The organism is Sphaerisporangium corydalis (assembly GCF_025506355.1).
GTDB lineage: Bacteria > Actinomycetota > Actinomycetes > Streptosporangiales > Streptosporangiaceae > Sphaerisporangium > Sphaerisporangium corydalis.
The window spans coordinates 257,224-281,016 of the sequence record NZ_JANZYP010000001.1; the positions used below are offsets into that span (position 1 = coordinate 257,224).

The 23,793-nt window shown below is 71.0% G+C and carries 27 protein-coding genes; 12 read left to right on the forward strand and 15 right to left on the reverse strand.

The window, feature by feature from the left end; all coding sequences use genetic code 11:
• Nucleotides 1-39: 39 nt before the first annotated feature.
• Nucleotides 40-870 (forward strand): GNAT family N-acetyltransferase, encoded by an 831-nt coding sequence (locus NYZ98_RS01235; RefSeq protein ID WP_262840540.1) that lies wholly within the window; start codon nt 40-42, stop codon nt 868-870.
• Here the strand turns inward: NYZ98_RS01235 and NYZ98_RS01240 are convergent.
• The gene (locus NYZ98_RS01240) at nt 851-1,768 is read right to left on the reverse strand and encodes a helix-turn-helix transcriptional regulator (RefSeq protein WP_262840541.1); all 918 of its coding nucleotides are present in this window, start codon (nt 1,766-1,768) and stop codon (nt 851-853) included. The two genes, NYZ98_RS01235 and NYZ98_RS01240, sit on opposite strands and share 20 nt — an antisense overlap.
• Before the next feature lie 100 nt (nt 1,769-1,868).
• Nucleotides 1,869-2,951: an epoxide hydrolase family protein gene (locus NYZ98_RS01245; RefSeq protein WP_262840542.1), complete on the reverse strand. Its 1,083-nt coding sequence runs from the start codon at nt 2,949-2,951 to the stop codon at nt 1,869-1,871.
• 112 nt (nt 2,952-3,063) lie between these two features.
• Between NYZ98_RS01245 and NYZ98_RS01250 the strand changes: the two genes are divergently transcribed.
• Complete coding sequence (locus NYZ98_RS01250) at nt 3,064-3,543, forward strand: MarR family winged helix-turn-helix transcriptional regulator (protein ID WP_262840543.1); 480 nt, start codon at nt 3,064-3,066, stop codon at nt 3,541-3,543.
• 27 nt (nt 3,544-3,570) lie between these two features.
• Here NYZ98_RS01250 and NYZ98_RS01255 read toward each other — a convergent pair whose 3' ends face one another.
• Nucleotides 3,571-4,299, reverse strand: a complete 729-nt coding sequence (locus NYZ98_RS01255; RefSeq protein ID WP_262840544.1) for a hypothetical protein — start codon at nt 4,297-4,299, stop codon at nt 3,571-3,573.
• A gap of 141 nt (nt 4,300-4,440) precedes the next feature.
• On the opposite strand from NYZ98_RS01255, the gene NYZ98_RS01260 reads away from it, so the two are divergent.
• The 4 genes from NYZ98_RS01260 to NYZ98_RS01275 all read left to right on the forward strand — a co-directional run bounded on the left by NYZ98_RS01260 (nt 4,441) and on the right by NYZ98_RS01275 (nt 7,188).
• Nucleotides 4,441-4,860, forward strand: a complete 420-nt coding sequence (locus NYZ98_RS01260) for a hypothetical protein (RefSeq protein WP_262840545.1) — start codon at nt 4,441-4,443, stop codon at nt 4,858-4,860.
• 42 nt (nt 4,861-4,902) lie between these two features.
• Entirely contained in the window at nt 4,903-5,490 is a 588-nt protein-coding gene (locus NYZ98_RS01265; RefSeq protein WP_262840546.1) for a TetR/AcrR family transcriptional regulator, read from the forward strand.
• A 217-nt stretch (nt 5,491-5,707) separates the two neighbouring features.
• Complete coding sequence (locus tag NYZ98_RS01270) at nt 5,708-6,223, forward strand: RNA polymerase sigma factor (RefSeq protein ID WP_262840547.1); 516 nt, start codon at nt 5,708-5,710, stop codon at nt 6,221-6,223.
• Entirely contained in the window at nt 6,223-7,188 is a 966-nt protein-coding gene (locus NYZ98_RS01275) for a hypothetical protein (protein ID WP_262840548.1), read from the forward strand. Before NYZ98_RS01270 ends, NYZ98_RS01275 begins: the two co-directional genes overlap by 1 nt.
• Nucleotides 7,189-7,194: 6 nt before the next feature.
• Here NYZ98_RS01275 and NYZ98_RS01280 read toward each other — a convergent pair whose 3' ends face one another.
• Nucleotides 7,195-7,527 carry an SDR family NAD(P)-dependent oxidoreductase gene (locus tag NYZ98_RS01280; RefSeq protein WP_262840549.1) on the reverse strand — a complete coding sequence of 111 codons (333 nt, stop codon included), beginning with the start codon at nt 7,525-7,527 and terminating at the stop codon, nt 7,195-7,197.
• On the opposite strand from NYZ98_RS01280, the gene NYZ98_RS01285 reads away from it, so the two are divergent.
• The 3 genes from NYZ98_RS01285 (at nt 7,516) to NYZ98_RS01295 (ending at nt 9,842) form a co-directional block, all read left to right on the forward strand.
• Complete coding sequence (locus NYZ98_RS01285; RefSeq protein WP_262840550.1) at nt 7,516-7,767, forward strand: hypothetical protein; 252 nt, start codon at nt 7,516-7,518, stop codon at nt 7,765-7,767. The genes NYZ98_RS01280 and NYZ98_RS01285 overlap by 12 nt on opposite strands.
• Before the next feature lie 192 nt (nt 7,768-7,959).
• Entirely contained in the window at nt 7,960-8,556 is a 597-nt protein-coding gene (locus NYZ98_RS01290; protein WP_262840551.1) for a transcriptional regulator, read from the forward strand.
• Nucleotides 8,553-9,842: an MFS transporter gene (locus tag NYZ98_RS01295; protein WP_262840552.1), complete on the forward strand. Its 1,290-nt coding sequence runs from the start codon at nt 8,553-8,555 to the stop codon at nt 9,840-9,842. Before NYZ98_RS01290 ends, NYZ98_RS01295 begins: the two co-directional genes overlap by 4 nt.
• Before the next feature lie 78 nt (nt 9,843-9,920).
• Here the strand turns inward: NYZ98_RS01295 and NYZ98_RS01300 are convergent, their stop codons facing one another.
• The 4 genes from NYZ98_RS01300 to NYZ98_RS01315 form a co-directional block, all read right to left on the reverse strand.
• Nucleotides 9,921-10,310: a DUF6221 family protein gene (locus tag NYZ98_RS01300; RefSeq protein ID WP_262840553.1), complete on the reverse strand. Its 390-nt coding sequence runs from the start codon at nt 10,308-10,310 to the stop codon at nt 9,921-9,923.
• A 74-nt stretch (nt 10,311-10,384) separates the two neighbouring features.
• Nucleotides 10,385-11,083 carry a flavodoxin gene (locus NYZ98_RS01305; protein WP_262840554.1) on the reverse strand — a complete coding sequence of 233 codons (699 nt, stop codon included), beginning with the start codon at nt 11,081-11,083 and terminating at the stop codon, nt 10,385-10,387.
• A 16-nt stretch (nt 11,084-11,099) separates the two neighbouring features.
• A complete protein-coding gene (locus NYZ98_RS01310; protein WP_262840555.1) occupies nt 11,100-11,948 on the reverse strand; it encodes an aldo/keto reductase in 849 nt (282 codons plus the stop codon).
• A 72-nt stretch (nt 11,949-12,020) separates the two neighbouring features.
• Nucleotides 12,021-12,998, reverse strand: coding sequence for an aldo/keto reductase (locus NYZ98_RS01315; protein WP_262840556.1), 978 nt, complete (start codon nt 12,996-12,998; stop codon nt 12,021-12,023).
• A 238-nt stretch (nt 12,999-13,236) separates the two neighbouring features.
• Between NYZ98_RS01315 and NYZ98_RS01320 the strand changes: the two genes are divergently transcribed.
• Nucleotides 13,237-14,118, forward strand: a complete 882-nt coding sequence (locus NYZ98_RS01320) for a helix-turn-helix transcriptional regulator (protein ID WP_262840557.1) — start codon at nt 13,237-13,239, stop codon at nt 14,116-14,118.
• A gap of 134 nt (nt 14,119-14,252) precedes the next feature.
• On the opposite strand, the gene NYZ98_RS01325 is transcribed toward NYZ98_RS01320, so the two are convergent.
• From NYZ98_RS01325 to NYZ98_RS01335, 3 genes are read right to left on the reverse strand one after another with little or no spacing between them, the layout of a single operon-like run.
• Nucleotides 14,253-14,969: a response regulator gene (locus NYZ98_RS01325; RefSeq protein WP_456115244.1), complete on the reverse strand. Its 717-nt coding sequence runs from the start codon at nt 14,967-14,969 to the stop codon at nt 14,253-14,255.
• On the reverse strand, nt 14,912-16,468 hold the full coding sequence (locus NYZ98_RS01330) for a sensor histidine kinase (protein ID WP_262840559.1): 1,557 nt from the start codon (nt 16,466-16,468) through the stop codon (nt 14,912-14,914). Before NYZ98_RS01330 ends, NYZ98_RS01325 begins: the two co-directional genes overlap by 58 nt.
• On the reverse strand, nt 16,465-17,583 hold the full coding sequence (locus NYZ98_RS01335; RefSeq protein WP_262840560.1) for a DUF418 domain-containing protein: 1,119 nt from the start codon (nt 17,581-17,583) through the stop codon (nt 16,465-16,467). The genes NYZ98_RS01330 and NYZ98_RS01335 overlap by 4 nt, the downstream gene beginning before the upstream one ends.
• A gap of 249 nt (nt 17,584-17,832) precedes the next feature.
• Between NYZ98_RS01335 and NYZ98_RS01340 the strand changes: the two genes are divergently transcribed.
• Nucleotides 17,833-18,156 (forward strand): hypothetical protein, encoded by a 324-nt coding sequence (locus NYZ98_RS01340; RefSeq protein ID WP_262840561.1) that lies wholly within the window; start codon nt 17,833-17,835, stop codon nt 18,154-18,156.
• Here the strand turns inward: NYZ98_RS01340 and NYZ98_RS01345 are convergent.
• Nucleotides 18,122-18,733, reverse strand: coding sequence for a TetR/AcrR family transcriptional regulator (locus NYZ98_RS01345; RefSeq protein WP_262840562.1), 612 nt, complete (start codon nt 18,731-18,733; stop codon nt 18,122-18,124). The genes NYZ98_RS01340 and NYZ98_RS01345 overlap by 35 nt on opposite strands.
• A 153-nt stretch (nt 18,734-18,886) precedes the next feature.
• Between NYZ98_RS01345 and NYZ98_RS01350 the strand changes: the two genes are divergently transcribed.
• Nucleotides 18,887-20,557, forward strand: a complete 1,671-nt coding sequence (locus NYZ98_RS01350; protein WP_262840563.1) for an alpha-L-fucosidase — start codon at nt 18,887-18,889, stop codon at nt 20,555-20,557.
• On the opposite strand, the gene NYZ98_RS01355 is transcribed toward NYZ98_RS01350, so the two are convergent.
• The 3 genes from NYZ98_RS01355 to rph form a co-directional block, all read right to left on the reverse strand.
• Complete coding sequence (locus tag NYZ98_RS01355) at nt 20,522-20,701, reverse strand: hypothetical protein (RefSeq protein ID WP_262840564.1); 180 nt, start codon at nt 20,699-20,701, stop codon at nt 20,522-20,524. The genes NYZ98_RS01350 and NYZ98_RS01355 overlap by 36 nt on opposite strands.
• Before the next feature lie 4 nt (nt 20,702-20,705).
• Nucleotides 20,706-20,924: a hypothetical protein gene (locus tag NYZ98_RS01360; protein ID WP_262840565.1), complete on the reverse strand. Its 219-nt coding sequence runs from the start codon at nt 20,922-20,924 to the stop codon at nt 20,706-20,708.
• 151 nt (nt 20,925-21,075) lie between these two features.
• The gene (gene rph, locus NYZ98_RS01365; RefSeq protein WP_262840566.1) at nt 21,076-23,712 is read right to left on the reverse strand and encodes a rifamycin-inactivating phosphotransferase; all 2,637 of its coding nucleotides are present in this window, start codon (nt 23,710-23,712) and stop codon (nt 21,076-21,078) included.
• Between the last annotated feature and the right edge of the window lie 81 nt (nt 23,713-23,793).

The window sequence follows — 23,793 nt, forward strand, 5'->3', positions numbered from 1 at the left end:
TGTCTTCACGGCGGGGGCGGCGCGTGCCACAGTGCTGCGGTGGCCGTCTCCCCCGAACCGTTCCTGCCGCGGCACGCGACCCCCGCCGACCTCGCCGCCTGGTGCGCGGTGCTCAGCGAGGGGCAGGCCGAAGCGTCCGGCGGCTCGCCCCCCGCCGCCGCGCTGGCCGAACGGCTGCTCGCCGAGGACGGGCCCCCCGTACCACGCTGGGCCGCCCGCGCCACGGCGGGCGGGCCGGTCGTCGGCGTCGCCGAACTGCGGCCGCGCCCCCACGACCCGCGCACCGGCTTCCTCCGCCTGTTCGTGGCACCGCCGTCCCGGCGCCAGGGGGTGGGGGCGGCGCTGCGGACCCGCGTCGCGGCCGACGCCCGCGCGGCCGGGATGGAACGCCTCCAGGGCCTGGCGCCGGCCGGCGGGCCCGGGGAGCCGTTCGCCCTCACCTGGCCCGGTATGCGGGTCCTGCTGCGTCTGGAACGCCAGGAACAGCGGCTCGACGAGGAGGTGCTGCGCCGCTGCCGTGAGCTCGCGGTGTGCCCGGACCCCGGCGGCTACCGCCCCGCCCACTGGGTCGGCCCGGCCCCCGCGGACGGCGGCCCGGCGGCCGACCAGCACGACACCGCGGTGCTCCCCCGGCACCGGCGGCGCGGCCTGGCCCGCTGGATCAAGGCCGAGCAGACCCTGCTGCTGCGCGAGCGCTTCCCCGGCGTGGACACCGTGACCAGCACCGTCAACGGGAGCAACCTGCCGATGACGACGGTGAACCAGGCGGTGGGCTATCGCCGGGTGGGCGAACGGCTCCTGGTGGAGGTCCCGCTCACCCACCTCGCCGCGGACTCCCCCGGCGGACCGGCTACTCCTGGTGGCCCATAGCCGCCGCGGAATCCTGCACCGCGTCCGCGCCGGAATCCGCCCCCGGATCCTCCGTGGACTCCGCCGCCGGATCCGCCGTCCGCCACTGCCCGCCGCCCAGTACGGCCAGAGCGTGCTCGGACGGGCTGCCGTCCTCGGCCTTGAAGACGATGAGCTTCTGACCAGGGGAGCTGTCGACGCTCAGCACCTCCATGGTGGTCACCACGTCACCGACCACGTGGTGATGGAAGCGCACGGGCGCGCGCGTCCTCGCCCGTACCTCGTAGCGGTCCCACAGCCGCCGGAAGTCCTTGTTCTCCCGCGACAGCTCCTCGACCAGTTCGCGAAGCAGCGGATCCTCGGCGTCCGCGCCCGCCGCGGCGCGCAGATGGGCGACCTTGGAATGGGTGTCGAGCTCCCAGTCGAGGTAGAAGTCGTGCGACGCGGGGTTGAGCAGGGCCAGCCGCAGCAGGTTGTCGTTGTGCTCCAGCCCTTCGTACAGGCCGGTGGCCACGCGGTTCTTCGCCAGCACGTCCAGCCGGCTGTTCACCACGTACGCCGCGATACGGTCCCAGTTCTCCATCAGGCTCAGCAGGCTCGGGTGTACCTTCTCGGCCCGCTCGGTGGCGCGTTTGTACGGCCGGGGGTGGGCGAGCTCGTGAAGGTGCTCGATGGCCTCGTCGTCGAGCCGGAAGGCCTGGGCCAGGGCGGCGAGCACCTGATCGGAGGGGTGGCGTTCCCGCCCCTGTTCCAGCCGGATGTAGTAGTCGATGCTGACGCCGGCCAGCATCGCCACCTCGTCACGGCGCAATCCCGGCGTGCGGCGGTGTCCGAGGGACGGCGGCAGTCCGACCTGTTCGACCGTCGTGAGGTGGCGCCGGGCACGAAGGAACTCACCAAGAGGTCTCTCCTGGTCCATGCTTCCAAGTTACGACGCCCCCGTCCCGGCCATGGTGGGTGCGCTGCACCCCCGCTGATGTGCGATCACGCCCCAGCGGTCACACGAGCACCAGCCCGGGTCACTTGGCGTGGGTGAGGAAGAAGTCCCGGACGTCCCCGGCGAACAGGTCCGGCACCTCCATCGCGGCGAAGTGGCCGCCGCGCTCGAACTCCGACCAGTGCCTGATGTCGTACAGCCGCTCGGCCAGCGGTCGCACCGACTGCGTGATGTCGTGCGCGAACACCGCCACGCCGACCGGTACCGGGCACGGCTCGATCCGCTGCGGGGTCTCACGGGACAGCCGAGCCGAGGAGGCCGCGGTGGCGGTCAGCCAGTACAGCGAGACGCCGGTGAGCATCCGCTCGTCACTGATCCGCGAGCGGGGGTCGGTCCACTGTGCGAAGCGCTCGGCGATCCAGACGAGCTGGCCGACCGGCGAGTCGGTCAGCGCGTAGCCGATCGTCTGCGGGGTGAGGGCCTGCAAGGCCTGGTACGGCGGCCGGTTCGCCATCATCTGCCGGATCTTGACCAGCCGTGCCTCGTCCGTTTCCGACAGCTCGACGCCGGCGTCCGGGTCCGGCCGGGTCGGCAGGTAGTTGACGTGCACCCCGGCGACCCGGTCGGGCGCCACCGCGCCGAGCGCCGTGGAGATGCCCGAGCCGAAGTCGCCGCCCTGCGCGCCGTAGCGTTCGTACCCGAGCCGGCGCATGAGCTCCGCCCAGGCCCGCGCGACCCGGACGACGTCCCAGCCGCGCTCGTGGGTGGGCCCGGAGAAGCCGAACCCGGGGATGGACGGGATCACCAGGTGGAAGTCGCGGGACAGCGGCTCGATCACGTCGAGGAACTCCAGGAACGAACCGGGCCAGCCGTGGGTGATGATCAGCGCGAGCGCGTCCGGCTTCGGCGAGCGGACGTGGACGAAGTGGATGTCCTGGCCGTCGATCTCGGTGGTGAAGTGCGGCAGCTCGTTGAGCCCGGCCTCGTGGACGCGCCAGTCGTAGCCGGTGCGCCAGTGTTCGGCCAGCTCCTTGAGCCGCGCCAGCGGGAAGCCGTAGTCCCATCCGGCGTCGTCGACCTCGTTGGGCCAGCGGGTGCGGGACAGCCGGTCGGCCAGGTCGTCGAGGTCGGCCTGGGGGACGTCGATGCGGAACGGCTTGATCATGGTCCTGCCTCCGGGGGTTCGTTGGATGACCAAACGTTTATATTCCGAACGTTTGTCGCTCGAACGATACCATAATCATTGGTGCGCCTAACGATCCGTTAGGCTTGCCCGCATGGAGAACCCATCCGATGAGACGCCAGCCAGGTGGAAGGGCCTGCCCAGCTGGCTGCTCACCCAGACCGCCGGCCACGCGGGCCGCCTGGTGGCCGACGGGTTCTCCTCCGCCGGCGCCCGCGGCTACCACTACCGCCTGCTGGCGACGCTCGCGGAGTTCGGCCCGGCCAGCCAGGCCGCGCTGGGCCGCCGCAGCGGCATCCACCTCAGCGACATGGTCGCGACGATCAACGAACTCGCCGAGCGCGAACTGGTCGAGCGCGCCCTGGACCCCTCCGACCGGCGGCGCAACATCATCTCGCTGACCCCGGCGGGCGAACGGCGGCTACGGCTCCTGGAGAAGCGGCTGGCCGAAAGCCAGGACGAACTGCTGGCCCCGCTGTCACCCGAGGAGCGGGAGCGGCTGACCGAGCTGCTGTCCCGGCTGCTGGACCATCACGACCGGCGAACCGGAACCTCCGAGGAGCCCTGGCGCTGACCTCATGGCGCCCGTCGGCGCGGCCGGTCACCAGGAGTCGAGGGAGGCGAACAGCATCCCGCCGGCGATCCCGGCGAAGAAGACGCCTATGGCGATGTCCATGACCAGACCGGCCCCGGTGTCCAGGCCGTACGCCAGGGCGTCCGTCGCCAGGTTCACCGGCATGACGCCCATGAACATCCAGGCGAACGTGCGGAAGGCGAGCATGAACAGCCCGTCCCACCAGCCGAACAACAGTCCCCACAGCAGCATCCCGAGACCGAAGAAGGCCAGGTACAGCCAGTGGCCGAGAGTCGTACCCGACTCCGGCAGGAACCACTGCGCCCCTCCCATCACCTCCACGCCGACGACCTCGTCATGCCAGAGCCGGAGCGTGGCCGGCTCCCCCTCCCGCGCCTTGGCGAAGAAGTCCGACGACACCTCACGTGTCTGCCGGGCGCCGCCGGTCCGCTGCCAGGTGACCTCGAAGTGGGTGGTCGTGGTCGTGCTGGTGGTGCCGTTGGCGTCGGTGTGCGTCGTCGTCGTGAGGTAGGTGCGCCGGCCGGCGATGGAAGCCGGTCCCCTGCCGAAACAGTCGCCGGCGTCCCGATCGCATGCCACGACCTGCCGGAACTCCCGGGTCTGCCGGTACGGGCCGACCGCGGCCGTGAGCGCCACCACGAGCACCCCGAGGCCGAGCCCGACCAGGATCCACCGCCTGAGGGAGCGCCTGGGCAACGAGCCGCGGCGCGGCCGGCGGTACCAGCGGAGCCTCATGACCCATCCCCACGACGATCGTTTCGGTCGCCCCCATCATGCTCCCCCGCGGGGCACGGCGCGCCGGACCTCTGGGCCGCTCCAGACGCGACGCCCGATCGCCGATTGTCATTTTTATCCGCCTGTGTAATTATTGCTCGCATGGATAACAAAGTGCTTGTGAGCCTCCAGCGGATCCGGTTCCTCTTCGTCGGCATGGCGGTCGTGTCGGTGGCGACCCTGATCATCGCCGCCGTCCTGCACAACCGGCCTGACCTGGTCAACTGGGTGGTCTGGGTGCGTGGTGGCGCCGTGGCGGTGGCCTCGCTGTGGCTGATCTGGCTCGCCGGGCAGGCGGCCAAGGGAAAGCGATCGGCGTACGTCCGGATCAGGACGCTCTCGATCCTGGGCACGATCGGCATCGTGCTGATCTGCGTGGCGCCCGACAGCGGCTACCCGCTGTGGATGAAGTTCGACCAGGGGCTGATCGGCCTGCTCCTGGCCGGAGTCGCGCTCCTGGCCACCCGGCAGGCCGTGCGTGCCGCGTTCCCCAAGCCCGCCCGGGCTGGCAAACTGGGCTGACCAAGCCCGGCGGGGACGGCCGCCGATCATGGAAAGGCAATGATGCCGACACCCGTTCCGCTAGACCGGGCCCACGCGACCCAGGCCCGCAGAGAACAGATCGTGCAGGCCACGATCGAGGTCCTGGCCGAGCGGGGCTACACGGGCACGACCTTCGACGCGATCTGCGGCCACGCGGGACTCAGCAGCAAACGGCTGATCTCCTACCATTTCGCCTCCAAGGACGAGCTGCTCGCGGACGTGGTCGCCAAGGTGCTCACCGACGCCGCGGCGTACATGCACCCGAGGATCGTGGCCGCGGGCGGCCCGCGCGAGAAACTGGCGACCTACATCCGCTCCAACGTGGAGTTCATCGCCGCCAACCCCGTCCAGATACGCGCGGTCCAGCAGATCGCCTTCAACTCGGCGCCGGCGCCGGACGGGTCCGATGACATGGCCCTGGCCCTGCTCGCCGAACTGTTCGAGCAGGGCCGCCGGGCCGGCGAGTTCCGCGACTTCGACGCCCGGCTCATGGCCATGAGCCTCCGCGCGACGATCGACACCGTCGCCGCCCGGCTCCTGGCCGGCCTCGACGCCACGGTCGCCGCCGAGGAACTGGTCACCACCTTCGACCTCGCCACCCGCAGGTAACGCCCGGATCCATCCCGGCGCGCGGGACGTACGACCACCACCCTTCCGCAATCGGGATGGCCGCGAATTTCTCCGCCTTGACGCGAAATGATGGCCCGACTCCTTACATAGGCACAGGTGTCCGTAACTCAAGGTGTGGAGGAGGCGGCCATGGGGATGCCGAGGAGACCTGACGCGGGGCCGGCCCGTGGATGGTGAGCCGGTCAGGTTCGAGTCCATGTACCGGGAGACGTACGGCCTGATCACGGCGTACGCGGCCCGCCGCTGTGACTCCCCGCAGGATGCGGTGGACGTCGTGGCGGAAACCTTCGCCATCGCCTGGCGGCGGATGGGCGAAGTGCCGGACGGACAGCAGGCCACGCTGTGGCTGTACGGGGTGGCGCGCAAGGTGCTGGCCAACCACTATCGGGTCCAGGTACGCCGCCAGTCCCTGAATGTGGAGCTCGACGCGGAAATGGCGGACCTCTACCAGGCCGCGCCCGACAGCGGGGTGGAGCTGACGGCGATCGCGCATATCTTCCGGGCCCTGCCGGACGCCGACCGGGAGCTGTTGTCCCTGGTCGCCTGGGAGGAACTGGACCGGCAGCAGATCGCCACCGTGCTCGGTATCTCGCGCAACGCCGTACGCATCAGACTCCACCGCGCCCGCAGGCGCTTCGCCCGCGCGCTCGCCGAGGCGGACGTGCACTTCACATCGGAAAGCCGGTCGGCTCCCGCGAAGGAACATCTGTGATGAAGAACAGCGACGACATCGATGTGATCACACGTGCGCTGGCCAGGGTGGAACCGGGCAGGCCGGGAGGGAACGCGTCCGATGCGGGGGCGCGCGCCTTGCTGGCCGCGCTCGCCGCCGAGCGACCCGGCCCGTCCGCCGCCCGTCCCCGCCGGCGTTCTGCCCGGCGGCTGGTCGTGGGGCTGGCGGGTGCGGGGCTGCTCGCCGCGGGCGTCGCGGTGGGGCCGGGCCTGCTGAAGGGGGGCGGCACCCCCTCCTATGCGGTCACCAAGGAGTCCGACGGCGTCGTGTACGTCCAGGTCCGGGATTTCCGCGACAGGGCGGGGCTGGCGAAGCGGTTGGAGGAGCTGAACGTTCCCGCCATCGTCGACTACGCACCGCCGGGCAAGTGGTGCGAGGAACCGCGTGGAACCCACGTCCAGGACATTCCCCGCGGCCTGTACTCCGTGCCGGAGAACATCCCCGGGGAACAGGACAGCCAGGGCTGGCAGATGCGGATCGACACCAAGCTCTTCAAGCCCGGCCAGACGTTCGTCTGGACGATCAGCGACCACAGCACCAGCACGATCCTCATGAGCGGCCCGATCGCCCCTTGTGTTCTCGTGCCCGACACCTCACACGAAGTGAGACCGATCAAGTCCGACTACCGGCTGGCGACCACGAAGGGCGGCTCGCTCGCCGGCTTCCGGGTGGACGAGAAGACCGTCGGAGAGGTCCTGCCCGAGCTCGACCGGCGCGGATTGAGGATCACTTACCTGATCATGGGGGTCACGCCGGACAACCCGGGCGGCTACGCCGAGCTTCGCACACAGACCCGACCCGTCGGCGACGACTGGATCGTCTGGGAGGCGGAGGAGTCCATCCGCGAACCGGGACTGATCCGCCTGCTCGTCACCGACAAGCGCTTCGACAGGAACCCGGTCTACGGCGGTCCACGCGACAGCGTCATCAAGGAACGGTCCTAGAGGTGGTCAGATGGCGGTGGCGCCGCCGTCGGCCGCCAGGGTCGCGCCGGTGACGAAGCTCGAACGCGGTGAGTCGAGGAACAGGATGACCTCGGCGATCTCGGCCGAACGGGCCGTGCGGCCGAGGGGAAGCGTCTTGCCGAGTTCTTCGATGCCCTCGCCCCATTCGGCCAGGATGCCCGCGGTGCGGGTCGGCCCCGGCGCCACGCCGTTGACGCGGACGCCGCTCGAGCCGAACTCCGCCGCCCAGGTACGGGTGAACGAGGCGAGGGCGGCCTTGGTGGCGCTGTAGCCGGCGGCACCGGCGACCCCCATCTCGGCGGGCTCATGTACGAGCAAGGCGTGACCGAGGCCACCCTGGAGGACGTCCGAACCGCGGCGGCGATCCGAGCGGGCCTGCAGGCCATGCACACGCGCGGTGAACTCGACGGCGACCCCGACGACCTCGCCCTGGCCACCCTCGCGGCACTGCAAGGCGGCCTGCTGCTCACCCAACTGCAGCGGAAGGTCCGTCCGCTGGAAGTGGCGCTGGACGCGATGCTCGACCACATCCAGTCACTCACGACACCGCCCGACTGAAGCACCCCAGACACACAGCGGCGGCGCGCTGTGCCGAAGATTCGCGCGCCGGAGTCGCGCGCCTGGGACGTGGGCGGTGTGGATCTCGCGTGCGGGGACCGACGACCGCGTGCCGGGTGATCGGTTCGTGCGGCCGTTGTACGACATGCCCGCGTCGCCCGAGCCGGGCGTAGGCCTCGCGAGGTGGTGGAGATGTTGCTGGGGCTGAACCCCTTGCACAATGGTCAAGAATCGTTGACCATTGCTTGCATGCCTACCGATGATCTCCTTGAGACGTTTCACGTCACCACCGACGAGCAGCTACGCGCCGTCTCCAATCTCACGCGTCACCGGATCATGGCCATGCTCCGCTTCGAGCCGGCGACGATCACGCAGATCGCCCAGCGGGTGGGCCTCGCGAAGGGGAGTTCCAGCTATCACGTGCGGCTGCTGGAGCGGGCCGGCCTGGTGAAGGTGGTGCGGACGCGGAAAGTGAGAGGGGTCACCGAGCGGTACTACGCGATGGCCGCGCGGTCGATCGAGCTGCCGGATCCAGCGCCGGGGCAGCCGGACGTGCTGCTGCGGAATGCGGTGGCGGACCTTGAGGCGTCGCCGGCGGATGATGAGCGGCACGTACGAATGGCACACCTGCGACTCACCAAGGAGCAGTTCACGGAGCTGGGGGCACGCCTGGAGGCACTGGCGGACGAGTACCGGACGCTGTCCGATCCATCGCTGCCAGACGTGTCGCTGGTCTTCGCGCTGTTCCGGCCGGCTCCGCGCCGGCAGGTCGAGGAGGACGCCAAGTGACCGCACATCCGACGAATGATGTGGCGAAGTCGCCCACCGGGTTCGGGCGACTGTGGACCGCGCAGACGGTGTCCTCGCTCGGCGACGGGGTGTCGCACGCCGCGCTGCCGCTGCTGGCATTGACGTTGACGCGGGATCCGATGGCGCTGGCCGTCATCATGGCCGCCGGGACACTGCCCTGGCTGCTGTTCGGAGTGCTCGGCGGTGCGCTGGTGGACCGCTGGGACCGCCGCCCCACGATGTGGGTCACCGACGCCGCGCGCGCGATGCTGCTCGCCGTACTCGCTGCGGCGGCGGCGTTCGACGTGCTGAGCATCCCGCTGCTGGCGGCCGTCGCGTTCCTGCTCGCCCTCGGCGGGCTGTTCTTCGATACGGCCGCCACGGCGTACCTGCCGGATCTGCTCGGCCGCGACCCCGCCCAGCTGGAACGCGCGAACGCTCGCCTGCGCGGCGCCCAGACCGCGGCGTCCGGCTTCGCCGGGCCTCCTGCGGGCAGTGCGCTGCTCGCGCTCGGACGTTCGGTTCCGCTGCTCGCCGACGCGGTGTCGTTCGCGCTGTCCGCACTGCTCGTCCGGTCGCTGCCCGCCGTGCCGCGCCCGGCCGCGAGCGCCCGCGAGTCGCTGCTCCGGCAGGCGCGGGCCGGGGCCTCCTACGTCTTCCATGACCGGCTGCTGCTCGGGCTCGCGCTGCGTCCGGCGGTGGGGAACATCGCTTTCGTTGCCGTGGAGACCGTCCTGGCCCTGTTCGTCCGCGAACGTCTCGGCGTAGGCGCGTTCGGCTTCGGTCTGCTCCTCACCGCCGAGGCCACCGGCGGCCTGCTCGGCGCGGGCATCGCCTCCTTCCTCGGCCGGCGCCTGGGCACCGGCACCGCGCTGACCTGCACCGCCACTCTCGAGGGCCTCGCCATCCTGGGGCTCGCCTCCGCCCCGAACCCGTACGTGGCCGGGCTCGCGCTCGCCGTCTGCGGGGCGGGCATGGGCGCCACGATGGTGCTCGGCCCCTCCCTCCGGCAGGTCATCGTCCCGGCCCACCTGATGGGCCGCGTCGCCTCCACCTCCCGCATGCTCGCCATGTGCGCGGCCCCGTTCGGCGCCTTCCTCGGCGGCTGGCTGGCCACCGCCTACGACCTGCGCACCCCGCTCTACGCCGCCGCCGGCCTCCTGCTCGCCATGACCGCCATCACCGCGACCATGACCAGCAATCGCCGGGTCGAGTCCGCACTACGCGGCACACACCCGCACGCCGGCCCGGCCGAAGAGCGCACTGTGCAAACCACATCCAGGTGACGCCATCGCTCGCCGACACAGCGAACACGCGCGTGCGGGCGCTTCGTGCCCGGAGGCATCGGGAGGTGGCCATGAGCGTCACGGCTTCCACTCCTCGCGCCAGCCCGGCCGGTGGTGGCGGCGTCCGTACGCGAGCAGGCGCACCGTCGGGCAGTCCTCGTCGTCGCTGACCCACCGGCGGCTGTCGGCTGGCCCGCCGCACCCGTGGGCGTGCTCGTGCAGGGACAGGATCGCGAGGTCGGACTCGCAGCGGTCGATGGTGGCCGCCGGATCGTGGCGGACGATGTGGTCGATCGTCGCGCGGAACCTCGGATCGCTGATCTCGAAGCCGTCGACGACCGTCAGCCCCTCGACGGTCTGAACCTCGAAATGCTCGGTGCTCCCTACCCACGGAGCTCCCCCGGCCGCGCGGGCCAGAGCCAGCTCGTGCTCGATGTCGGAGCGGAGCCATGCGACCAGATCGTTCACGGCTGCCTCCACGCTGGGCCGAAGTCGTCGCGGTCAGCGTACGGCCGGGCCACCAGGGTGAGAAGCCTGCCGGGTCATGCGCGTGGCAGGCCGGTGCGGCGGGCCCAGGTGTCGATGGCGGGGCCGGCATCGGTGACCTGTTCGCCGCGGACGGCCAGGCCTTCGCCGAGGGTGGCTCCGGGGCAGGACGCGGCGTAGTCGGCTTCGGTGGTGCCCAGGCCGCTCATGGCGTAGGTGGTGACGGGGTGGATGGTCTTGCCGGTGAAGTCGAACTGTTCGGTGAACGTCGTCATGATCATGGGTGCGCGGACGTTCCAGATGGGTCCGGCCAGCAGGACGACCTGGTATGGGCCCAGGTCGGGCAGGGCGCCGGCGATTGCGGGGCGGGCGTCGGTGTTCTGTTCCTGGACATTGCGGGCGACGGTCTGCTCGTAGTCGCCGGGGTAGGGGTCGGCGGGCCGGATGCGGTAGGTGTCGCAGTCCAGACGACGGCTGATCATCTGGGCCAGGACCTGGGTGTTGCCGACCTTGAGGGTGCGGCGGCCGCCGTAGTGGTAGTTCTCGCCGGAGCGGGAGAAGCAGACCAGCAGGACCGTGCGTGCCGCCGCCGCGGAGGGCGGCGGGCCCGCCGGTTGCGAGGCCGGCTCGGCGGCCGACGTGGGTGCCGGGCGGTCCCGGCCGCCGCAGGCGGTCGCGGTGATCACGGTGCCTCCTAGGAGCAGCGCGCCGCGCAGGACCTGGCGGCGGTCGAGGGCCCGTGGGGTGCGGCCCATCGCCTGTCTCCCCTGGTCAGCTGGTGCGGCGGTTGCCGAGCCAGCTGACCATGGCGGGGTCGCGGTGGTCGAAGTACAGGGAGGCGCTGGTGTCCAGGGCGGCGATGCGGTCGATCTGGCCGGCGGTGAGTTCGAAGTCGAACACCTGAAGGTTGGCCTTCATCCGCTCGGGATCGACGGACTTGGCGTTGACGGGGATGCCCCGCTGGATCAGCCAGCGCAGCACGACCTGCGGCACGCTCTTGCCGTGCGCCTGGCCGATCTCGGTGAGGACGGGGTCGGTGAACAGGTTGTTCTTGCCCGCGGCGAACGGCCCCCACGACTCGATGAGGATGCCGCGCTCGCTGTTGATCTGCTGGTCGGCGGCGCGCTGGAAGAACGGGTGGACCTCGATCTGGTTGACCGCGGGGGTGATCTCGTTGTGGTCGACGATGTCCACGACGCGGTCGGGGTGGAAGTTGGAGATCCCGATCGCCTTGATCCGACCCTCGCGGTGCAGGGCCTCCATCGCCCGCCACTGGCCGTAGACGTCGCCGAAGGGCTGGTGCACGAGGTACAGGTCGAGGTAGTCCAGGCCGAGCTTTTTGGCCGAGGTGTCGAACGCCCGACGGGTGTGTTCTTCGGCGGGATTGTCCTGGACCCACAGTTTGGTGGTGACGAACAGCTCCTCGCGCGGGATGCCGCCAGCGGCCAGGGCCCGGCCGACGGCTTCTTCGTTCTCGTACGAGGCGGCGGTGTCGAACTTGCGGTAGCCGGCGGCCAGGGCGTCGGTGACGGCCCGCTCGGTCCGCTCGGCCGGTATCTGGAAGACCCCGAATCCCAGGATCGGCATCGGGACGCCGTTGTTCAGCGTGACGGTCTGCATGGACGCTCCTTCATCGTGATCGGTACGGCCACTGATGCGGCCGGCCGGTGGCAGGGGTGCCGAGGGCCGCGGTCAGCGTTCGAGCATCGCCAGGCCGGACTCGGTGTGGGTGTCGCCCGCCGCGGGCGGCAACGCCGACAGCCGGGCGAGCCGCCCTTCGGTCAGCTGGAGGTCGGCGGCGGCGGTGTTCTCCTCCACCCGGTGCACGCGCTTGGTGCCGGGGATGGGGACGATGTCCTCGCCCTGGGCCAGCAGCCACGCCAGCGCCACCTGCGCGGCGGTCACCCCCGCCTCAGCGGCGACGGCCTGGACCTCGTCGGCGATCCGCAAGTTGGCGTCGAGGTTGGCGCCGGTGAAGCGCGGGTTGCCGTGCCGGAAGTCGCTCTCGCCGAACCGCTCGGCCGACCTGATCGTGCCGGTCAGGAAGCCGTGGCCGAGTGGCGCGAACGGCACCAGGGCGATCCCGAGTTCCCGCAGCACCGGCAGCACCCGCTCCTCCACGCCGCGCGTCCACAGCGAGTACTCGGACTGGACCGCGGCGAGCGGGTGGACCGCGTGGGCGCGGCGGATGGTGTCCGGCCCGGCCTCCGACAACCCGAACGCCCGCACCTTGCCCTGTTCGACCAGGTCGGCGACAGCGCCGGCGACGTCCTCGATCGGCACGCCGGGGTCGACGCGGTGCTGGTAGTACAGGTCGATGTGGTCGGTGCCCAGCCGCGTCAGGGACCCCTCGACCGCGGCGCGGATGTTGGCGGGACGGGAGTCCAGGGTCCACGCGCCCGCCCCACCATGCGAGATCAGCCCGAACTTCGTCGCCAGGACCACCTGGTCGCGGCGACCCTTGAGCGCCCGGCCCAGCAGCTCCTCGTTGATGTAGGGCCCGTAGATCTCGGCGGTGTCGATCAGCGTGACACCCAGCTCCAGGGCACGGTGCAGCGTGGCGATCGACTCGGCCTCGTCGGTGCCCGAATCGGTGTAGCCGTGGGACATGCCCATCGCACCCAGCCCGATCCGGGACACGTCCAGACCGCCAAGCTTCACATGCTTCATGATCATTCTCCTTGTGTCGCCGCGCCCCGGTGGCCGTGCCGCTCGAAGGGCGGCCCTCTGCCAGGCCGGCCCGGGAGATCACGGCCGCCGCGACCGGGCAGACGCTTCTTTTTCCCGCCCCCCCAGGCGGGGGCCGTGCTTCCAGCCAACCCCTCACCGGCGCGGGGAGACAGTCACCGGCCAAAGGGGTACCGGCAGGGACCCCCTCATCGTGGCTGGCGATGCCTAACCTGGGGATATGGACAACCGCAGCGAGGTCCGGGCCTTCCTCACCTCACGCCGGGCCAAGGTCAGCCCGCAGCAGGCGGGGATCCCCTCCCACGGCCGCCGCCGGGTGGAAGGTCTGCGCCGCGGCGAGGTCGCCGTGCTGGCCGGGGTCAGCGTCGAGTACTACACGCGGCTGGAGCGCGGCACCCTCGCCGGCGCCTCCGAGAGCGTGCTGGACGCCATCGCCCGCGCGCTGCGCCTGGACGACACCGAGACCGCGCACCTGCACCACCTGGCCCGCGCCGCCGCCGCCCCAGCGGCCCGCACCCGCCGCGTCAAGACACCCGAGGTACGGGCCCCGGTCCGCCGGGTGCTGGAGGCGATGACCGGAGTGCCGGCGTTCGTACGCGACCACCGCTTCGACATCCTGGCCGCCAACCCCCTCGGCACAGCCCTGTACGCGCCCATGTTCGCCGCCGGCGAGGTCCTTCCGGTGAACTCCATGCGGTTCACCTTCCTCAACCCGCACGCCCAGGGCTTCTACCCCGACTGGGCGCGGGTCGCCCGCTCGGCGGTGGCCGCGCTGCGCATCGCCGCCGCCCGCAATCCCCACGACGAGCACCTGGTCAACCTCATCGGCGAGCTGTCCATGCGCAGCGACCCCTTCCGCGCCTGGTGGGCCGCCCAGGACGTCTACGTGCACCGGCACGGCACCAAACGCTTCCACCACCCCGCCATCGGCGACCTCGACCTCGACTTCGAGGCGTTCGAGCTGCCCGGCGACCAGACCCTCACCCTCCTGACCTACTCCGCCGAACCGGGAACCCCGTCGGGTGACGGCCTGCGCCTCCTGGCCGCCTGGGCCGCGCGCACCACCGAAACCTCCGCTCGGGTCCGGCACGTCACCGAATGAGCATTCCGGCCTCGGACCTCCTACCGGGGGAGCGCTGTCCCTGCCGATCCGCGTCGCGGCCCGCCGACGTCGATCTCCATCTCGGCCGGTGCCGGCTGACGTCGGCTGGTGAGATCTGCTGTCCGGCTGCTCATCTACCCGCCCGGTTCGACGACGCCGTGTTCGTAGGCGTAGATGACCGCCTGGACGCGGTCCCGGCAGCCGATCTTGGAGAGTAGCCCGGCCACGTGGGTCTTGACGGTGGAGACGCTCACCGCCAGGGTGCGCGCGATCTCCAGGTTGGACAGGCCCCGGGCGAGGAGCGCCAGGGTGTCGCGTTCCCGGCCGGTCAGGCCGGGTGGTGGCCCGGGGCGGCGGGTTCGGCCGGTGGTGCGGGCGAACTCGGCGATGAGGCGGCGGGTGACCGCCGGGGCGACCAGGCCCTGCCCGGAGGCGACCATCCGGACGGCCTCGACGAGCTGGTCGGGCTCGATGTCCTTGAGCAGGAAGCCCTGCGCCCCGCCGCGCAGCGCGTCGAAGACGTACTCGTCCAGATCGAACGTCGTCACGACCAGCACGGTGATCGGGTTCTCGACGGCGAGCCCGGCGAGCTCGGCGGTGGCGGCGATGCCGTCCATGACCGGCATCCGCACGTCCATCAGGACCAGGTCGGGTCGCAGCCGCGTGGCGATCCGCACCGCCGCCGCACCGTCGGCGGCCTCACCGGCGATCTCGATGTCGGGCTCCGACTCCAGGATCGTGCGGAATCCGGCACGGACGACGGCCTGGTCGTCGGCGATCACGACCCTGATGGTCACCGTTCCTCCACGGGGAAGTCGGCGGCCACGGGGAAGTCGGCGGCGACCTGCCATCCGCCGTCGGGACGTGGACCGACGACGAGGCTCCCGCCCGCGTGCCGCACCCGCTCGCGCATCCCGAGCAGACCGTAGCCGCTGCCGGGGTACGGCTCGGCCGCCCGCTCACCGCTGGGGAACGGTCCGGCGGCTCTCCCACCACCGGGGAACGGTCCGGCTGCCCGCCCACCACCGGGGGACGGTCCGGCTGCCCGCCCGCCGTCAGGGGACGGTCCGGCGGCGAATCCGCCGCCGGGGGACGATCCGGCCGCCCGCCCACCACCGGCCGCCCGCCCACCACCGGCCGCCCGCCCACCACCGGCCGCCCGCCCACCACCGGCCGCCCGCCCGCCGCCGGGGGACGGCTCGGCTGGCCGACCATTGCTGGGGGGCGGGCCGGTGGCGGGAGAGGTGCCGCGTGGGTGCGGTGGGGCGGTGTTGCGCACGGTCAGGCGTACGGTCCGGTCGCCGAACACGGTCAGCACTGTGACCGTGGCGCCGGGCGCGTGCCGCCGGGCGTTGGTCAGCGCCTCCTGCAGCAGGCGGGAGGCCGCGAGGTCGGTGGTGAGCGGCAGCGGGCGCGGCTCGCCCCGGGTGCGGGTCTCGACCGTCATGCCGCTCGCGCGCGAGCGCCGCACGGTCTCCTCCATGCGGGCCAGCGTCGGGACCCGCCCGACGCCGGTGCCGGCGTCGTCCTCGCGCATGATGCCGACCAGGGCGCGCAGCGCGGTGAGCGTCTCGCGGCCCTGCTCCCGGATCGCGCGCAGCGTCGCGCGGACCGCTTCGGGGTCGCGGTCGAGCTGCCGGTCGGCGGCGCCCGCCTGGACGACGATCGCGGACAGGTCGTGGGCGGCGATGTCGTGCAGTTCCCTGGCGATCCTGGCCCGCTCCTCCGCCACGGCGGCCCTGGCCCGCTCCTCGCGCTCACGCTCGATGCGCGCCTCGGTCCTGGCCGCGGCCGCCCTTCGCGCCTGCACGAGCAGCCCGGCGAGGGCGGGAGACGAGTAGGCGGCCACTGCCGCTGCCGCCATGGCCGGGACGTCCGCGGGAGCGACGCCCCAAAACGTCAGCAGCCCGCCGACGTCGCCGCCTGCGGCCGTGACCACCAGCCCGCCCACCAGGTGGGCGGCGCAGGAGGCGACGACGACCAGGGCCGCACGGGGCGGCGGGAGCAGGCTCGCGACCGTGTACGCGCACACCACCACGCCGATCCCGAGCAGCGGCGGACGGGTCGGCAGCACGGCCCCGAGCAGCGGGACCACCGTCGCGGCCACGAGCGCGGTGACGGGCCACCTGCGGCGTACGGCGATGGTGGCCAGGTCGGTGGTGGCCAGCAGGTAGCCGCAGGCGACCGCCCACGCGGGCAGCGCCGCCAGCGCGGCGCGCGCCTCCTCGTGGGTGAAGACGAGCAGCAGCCTCGCCAGGCTGAGCACCGCGAGGACCGCGGCGGCGACGGCGTCGCGGCCCTCGGGCGTTCGGACCCCGAGCCGCGCCGTCGCCTCGATCCACCACCTCATGCGCCCGCACGCCCTCCCGCACCGTCACCGGAACCGCGGATCGGCAGCCACCGCCAGTAGGTGACGCACCGCCACGCCCATTCCAGCGGGCCGTAGCCGTACACCCGCAGCCACAGATTACTCACCACCGCCTGCGCGGTCAGGATGCCGACGCCCAGCAGCACGGCCAGGCCCCACTGCGACGAGCCGCGCAGCCCGAGTGCCGTCCCGATCGGGACGAACAGCAGAGCGGCGGTGAAGTAGTTGGTCAGCGCCATGCGTCCCATCGGGGCCAGCACCCACGAAAGCGCGGCGCCCGCCCTGGTCCGCAGCAGGAGCAGGAAGACGGCGATGTAGAACGCGGCGGTGGCGAGCGAGAGGACCATGCCGAGCCTGATCTGCGCGACGTCCGGCGCGCCCAGCGTGATGACCCCGTATGCCGCCAGCGCGGTGACGGCCGCCACGACCACGGTGAGCAGCAGTCGGCCGCGGGCGTCCGGCAGGCCCTCCGGCACCCGCAGCTCGGCCAGCGCGAACCCGAGCGCGAACAGGCCGGGCAGCAGCCCGAGGCCGCCGACGCCGGCCAGCACCCCGGCGACGAGCAGCAGCACCCCGGCCGCGAGCAGGGCCCGGACCGGCACGTAGCTGAGCGGCAGCAGGACGACCAGCCCGGTGACGGCGAACGGCAACAGCACCTCCCCCGGCTGCAGCAGGTGCAGGACGCCGCCCAGCACGGCCATCGCGGCGAACCGCCGGACCAGCAGCAGCCGGGGACGCTCGGAGCGTCTCCGCGCGGACCGCAGGAAGATCCCGAAGCCCACGCCGAACAGCAGGTAGAAGATGGGATAGAACCGGCCGAGGAAGAACAGGCGCAGCGGGGTGGGCATCTGTCCCGCGTAGGCGAACATCTCCATGGTCTGCGGGATGTTGACGAAGATGATCCCGCAGAGCGCGAAGCCGCGCAGCGCGTCGAGCGCGGAGATCCGCTGCTTCGGCGCGACCGGCGCGACCGGCGCGATCGGCGCGACCGAGGCGTCCGGGGAATGCGGCGCGGCCGAGGCGTCCGGAGAATGCGGCGCGACGGAGGCGTCCGGGGAGTGCGGTGCGGGCTGTGGCGGAGCTGGGGTATCCGGCATGGTTCCCACGATCACCCACGCCGGCCCCGCGCCGCTTCGGGCGTGCGGCCACTTCCCTTTCCTCCGCAGGGCCCGGTTCCGGACCGCTCACCTCCTCCGCAGGGCCCATCCCCGCGGGCGCCCCCTTAACTGACCTGCCAAGTCACCATCGGTACGCGGGGGTAGAGCGGCGGGCGCGGGCATTCACAGACGAGATCTGTTTCGGCGTACGGTCAGGCGCGCGTCGTTGTGGTGGCCGGGGTCGGCGGGGTGGTCGCCCTGGTGGTCGCCTACCGCAAGCAACGGGTCACCGAGGCCGGGGAGAGCCGAAAGCAGGCCAAGCTGCACGCCGAACGCTTCGACAAGGCCGGCGACAAACTCGGCAACGACTCCGCCGCCGTCCGCCTGGCCGGCGTGCACGCCCTGGCCGCGCTGGCCGACGACTGGACCGGCGGCCGGCAGTCGCCGGCAGCTCGTGATTGCCAGGACACCGGCGCGTATCGAACTGTGCTCATTGGGCGTGCGGGTCAGTTCTTTGATCCACGACTCGACACGCGCCCTAGTAGCCGGTGGCGAGCGTCGCGCGGTGGGTGAAATCGACGAGCGACTCGGCTGCCGGTAGCGGGGCATAGTCGGGGTTGGCCAGCATCTCCGACGCGATCGCGTCGATCGCCCCGTTGAGGCAGATGGCAGCGGTGTGAGTGTCGAAATCCCTGAAGCTTCCGCTCTGCTGTCCCCGGGCGAAGATGTCCGCCACGATCCTCCATCGCTCAGGCTGGGTACGCATGTTGGTGCCCGTGACGAGTTCGGTCGACGCGAGGCCTTCGACCAGGATCCGGACGCCGGCGGGATGGCCGGCCATGTACGCGATGAGTGTGTGGACGTACGCGGCGATGGCATCGGGCGGCGAGGCGGCGGCACTCAGCGCCTCGGCAAGTTGCGCGGTGAGTTCATCGAGGGTCTCAGTCAGCACCTGCCGGAGGATCTCCTCTTTGTTGTCGAAGTGGTACAGCACTGCGGCCTTGGAGATGTGCGCCCGTTCCGCGATGCGGGCGAGCGTGGCGTTGGCGTAACCGTGTTCGGCGATCAGGTCGACGGCGCACGCGAGGATCTGCCGTCGTCGTGCCTCCTCGACAAAGGTGCGCTTTCGGCCGTCCCTGGTCGGCGTCATCGGTCGGCCGGTCCTGTGGAGCCGGCCACGTTCGACGGGTTCACGCTCAAGTCTCCGATCCATCGCCATTCATCTGACCGCATGGTAGCTTAACTAACCAAGCGGTCAGGACTCAAGGACGAGTCAACGAGCCGTTCTCCCGGAGGGAGTGGCATGTCGCAGGATACTGAGATGCGAGGGGCCGACCAGGCGCCTCAAGAGTCCGGTCGACGGCTGCGGCGACTTGGCCTCGCCATGCGCCGGCACAAGTGGCGCTCGGGCATCGCCATCGTTGGTGTTCTGGCGATGCTGGTCACTGTGTGCATGTTCGCCGCCGCAGCGATCTGGCAGGCCGTCGACGACCGGAAGGCGGCGATGACCACTCACGGGCCATATAGGGGCACGGTGGAGTCGCTGAACTCCCACCAGGTCCCCGACTGGTATGCCGACGCCAAGCTCGGCATCATGGTGCACTGGGGTCTGTACTCGGTCCCGGGCTTCGCCCCGAAGGGCACCTTCGCTCAGGTGTTGAAGACCGACTATGACAACGCGATGGTCTCGCATCCGTACGCCGAGGACTACGAGAACGCCATGAAAGACCCCACCTCGCCGACCGGCCGACACCATGCAGAACACTACGGCGCCAAGCCGTATGAGGACTTCAAGGAACAGTTCGACGCGGGCGTGGCGAAGTGGAACGCCGACGAGTGGGCGAAGACATTCCACGACGCCGGAGCGCGATACGTGGTCATGGTGGCGAAGTACGCCGACGGCTATTCGCTGTGGCCTACCGACGTCACCAATCCGCACCAAGCCGACTGGCACAGCCGGCGCGACCTGGTCGGTGAACTCGCCGCCGCGGTCCGGAAACTGGGCATGAAGTTCGGCGTGTACTACTCGGGCGGTGTGGACTGGACCTTTCAGCGGCACATCGTCAGAACCCTCGGGGACTACGCGTATCTGCCCTATGGCGCGGACTACGCCGACTACGCGATGGCCCAGGTTCGCGAGCTCATCCAGCGGTACAAGCCCGACCTTCTGTGGAACGACATCCTCTGGCCAACTGGACAGAAGCGCCTGTCCGCGCTCATGGCCGACTACTACAACACGGTTCCCGACGGCGTCCTCAACGACCGTTGGACCACCACCGGCTTCTGGCACCGGGTCATGGGCCTCAGGCCGATGAGCTCGGCGTTCGACATCTTGATGAAGCAAGCGATCAAGTACAAGCCGGAACTGACCACATCCAACATCACGCAACCGTCGGTGCCGCACAGCGATTTCACCACACCGGAGTACACCCAGTACCCGACCACACAGCGGAAGAAGTGGGAGATGGTCCGTGGCATCGGCAACTCGTTCGGATACAACCGCGAGGAGACCGACGCCGACCACGCCTCCCTGGAACAGCAGCTCCTGCCCGATTTCATCAGGGCGGTGGCGAAAAACGGCAACCTGCTGCTGAACGTCGGTCCCAGCGGTGGCGAAGGCGTTCTCGTCCCGGAGCAGTTGAGCCGCCTGCGCGGCATGGGCGAATGGCTCGACACCGCGGGCGAAGCCACCTTTGACACGCGGCCCTGGCGTCAGGCGGAGGCGACCACGACGGCCGGCCTGCCGGTGACCTTCACCCAGAAGAACGGCACCCTGTACGTGACGGTCCTCGGCAGACCCACCGGAACAAGGCTCGTCGTCAAGAACCTCCACCTCCAGGGGGCGGCCACGATGCTCGCCGACGGCTCCAAGGTACGGATCGCCTCAGAAGGCAAAGACACCGCTTTCACCTTCACCAAGCCCCTCAACGGCCGATTCTCACCCATCATCCGAGTACCCGAAGCCGCATCCTAGCCAACACACCGCGTCCAGGACGCTGCGGTCGGCGTTGGTCGACTCCAATCGGATCGACTCCACCAGGATGAACATCGCTGAACGGTGCGAGCGGTAGTGCTGGTCCAGCAGCGGCAGGTAGTTGTTGCCGTGGTGGGCCGACACCGCCTCATGCGCGGCCGCCAGCGCATCCAGGCCGCCCCCCTGCTCCAGCTTTGAGCACCAGCCGCTCGGCGCGCTCGGCCATCGTCTCGACAGCTCCGCCCCGGCCTGCTACCCGCGTGAACAACCCGCGGTTCACCTCGGTGCGGATCTGCTTGGTCAGCTCGTTCAGCGTCGAGTAGCCGGGAAGCTCGCACTGCGCGCGGACGAGCTCATCTAATGCCACGTTGATCAAGTCGGCGGGGGTGTCTTTGCCTGAGCCGCCTTACGGATCGCCTCGGCCGCCACCTCTCCACCTCACCGGCCGGCGGAGTGAACACCTCCGCCAGTTCCCGCACCGACACAGCCTGCGTGAACCTCGGAACGGGGCCTTCCGGTCAAGGCAGGATCTCGACGTACCCGTCGGTTCCGTGGACGCGGATGCGCTGTCCGTCCAGGATCAGACGGGTGGCCCGCTCCACGCCCACGACGGCCGGCAGGCCGTACTCACGGGCGATCACCGCGCCGTGGGTCATCAGGCCGCCGACCTCCGTCACCAGGCCCGTGATCCCGACGAAGAGCGGTGACCAGCTGGGGTCGGTGTAGACCGTGACCAGGATGTCGCCCGCCTCCAGATCGGCCTCCGCCATGTCGAGGATGACGCGGGCCCTCCCTTCGACGGTCCCGGCGGAGACCGGCAGGCCGATCAGGGCACCGGCCGGTGCGTCGTCGCGCCGGTACGCCCCGGTGAGCGCCTCGCCGTCCGATGTGAGCACGCGGGGCGGGGTGAGCGCGTGGTACGACCGGAACGCGGCCTCGCGCCGCCGGATGAGCCGGTCGTCCACCTGGTTCGTACGCACGACGTCGTGGAGCTCCTGGAACGTGAGGTAGAAGATGTCCTCCTTCTCGCGGAGCACGCCGGCCCGTACGAGACGCTCGGCCTCCGCCAGCAGGGCCTGCTTGTAGACGAAGTAGCGGCTGACGATGCTGTACTTCGGGTACTCCCGGTACCCGATGAAGGTCCTGACCCGGTCGATCATCCGCTCGGCCTCGGCGGCCTTCCGCTCGCCGTCCGGCAGGGCCCGCAGGCGTTCCAGCAGGTCACGCCGCTTCTCCTCGGCCGCCTGCCGCCCCTGCCGGAAGCGCCGTTCGGCTGCGCCCGGCTCGAAGAGCCTGACGTTGTCCAGGATCACGGGCACGAGCGTGGCGGGGCGTTCGCTCCAGCGCGGCCTGGTGATGTCGATCTCGCCGACGCAGCGCATGCCGTACCGTCCCAGGTAGGCCTCGATGGCGTCACGCGCCTCGGCCCCGCCCGCGAGCTCGGGCAGCTCGTCCAGAAAGCCCTCGTCGAGAACGTCCTTGTCCTGGACGCCCTTGTCCAGAACGCCCTGCAGGAACGCGACCACCTGCGGGCGCGGACGGATCACGTCCGCGACGTCGAGCAGCGCCAGGCCCATCTCCGAGGTGACGTTGTCGGGGGCGGACAGGGTGAGCGTGTCGGCCGCGTTCTTCTCGCCCAGCCATTCCAGCATCCGGTCGTTGAGCCACCACGTGGCCTCCATCCCCGCCATGATCGCCTGCACGCTCACCGGCTCACTGAGGGCCCGCTTGTGCTCCTGGAAGGCCTCCAGCAGGAAGTCGAACAACGCCGGCCCGCTCTTCGTCCGGATGTCGCGCCGCAGGGCGGCGACGGACGACCGGCTGCGCTCGATCAGCTCGGTGACGATGGCCGGATCGGTCTCGATCGGAGCGGGCGCCGCGCCACCGGACGGCGGGCCACCGGCGGGCGGCCCGCCGTCCGGGAGCGAAGGGACGAAACCGTCGCGGTCGAGCACGGTCTCCAGGGCGTCCCTGACCAGCGGATCGCCTCTCCCCATGACGTCCAGGAGCGCGGCGCGGCTCGCGGGCGTGGCCAGGCGCCGGGTGACGTCGACGAACAGCCTCCCGCCGGCCTCGTGCATCGCCACCAGGGCCGTCAGCCGCCACATGGAGAGCCCCAAGGGCTTCATGGGGTCGGTCATCATCTGCCCGTGACCGACGGAGACGTAGACGTGGTTCTCCCGGTCGCCGATCTCCGGGACGGGGAACAACGTGGTGATCGGCCGGCTCTGCACGATGTGGAAGTCGTCCTCCACCAGGCACCATTCGATGTCCTGCGGGCGGCCGAAGTGCGCCTCGATCCGCCGGCCGAGCCGTACGAGCCGCAGGACCTGCGCGTCCGTCAGCGCCGGCACCTCCTGCCGCCGGGGGTCGACCGGCAGTACCCGCGTCCCGCCGTCCGGCGAGGCGTAAACGGCACGCTCCTTGGCGGCGACCGCCCTGCTGACGATCTCGCCGTCGCGCACCTTGTAGACGTCGGGGTTCACCAGGCCGGAGACCAGGGCCTCGCCGAGGCCGAGGCCGGCGTCCACGGTGGCGGCCCTGCGGTCGCCCGTGACGGGGTCGGCGGTGAACATGACGCCGGCCGCGTGCGGGAGGACCATCCGCTGCACGACCACGGCCATGCCGGCCTTCCGGTGGTCGAAGCCGTCGCGCAGGCGGTAGGTCACGGCCCGCTCGGTGAACAGCGACGCCCAGCACCGGCCGACGTGCCGGAGGATCGCCGCGGTGCCCACGACGTTCAGGTAGGTGTCCTGCTGGCCGGCGAAGGACGCCGTCGGCGAGTCCTCCGCCGTCGCGCTGGACCGCACGGCATAGGCGGCGTGCTCGCCGTGCCGCGCGAGCACGCGGGTGATCGCCGCCGCGAGATCGTCGGGGATGGCAATCCCTTCGATGATCTCGCGGATCTCCGCGCTGAGCGTGCGGATCGCCTCCCGGTCGCCGGGGTTCAGCCGCGACAGCCGGTCGAGCCGATCGTCGATCGACGGCGCGTCCGCCATGACCTGCCGGAAGGCGTCCGTCGTCACGCAGAAGCCGGGCGGCACCCGGACGCCGTCGATCCGCGAGAGCTCCCCCAGGTTCGCGCCCTTGCCGCCGACGATCGCGACCTGCGTCTCGCTGGCGTCTCGCAGATCCAGCACGTTCCGCTCGATCATCGCGGCACCTCCGGTACGGCCGTGCCCGGCCGCACCGCCCCGGCCGATCGGTTCAACGATACCGTTGGAGGAATGACCGCC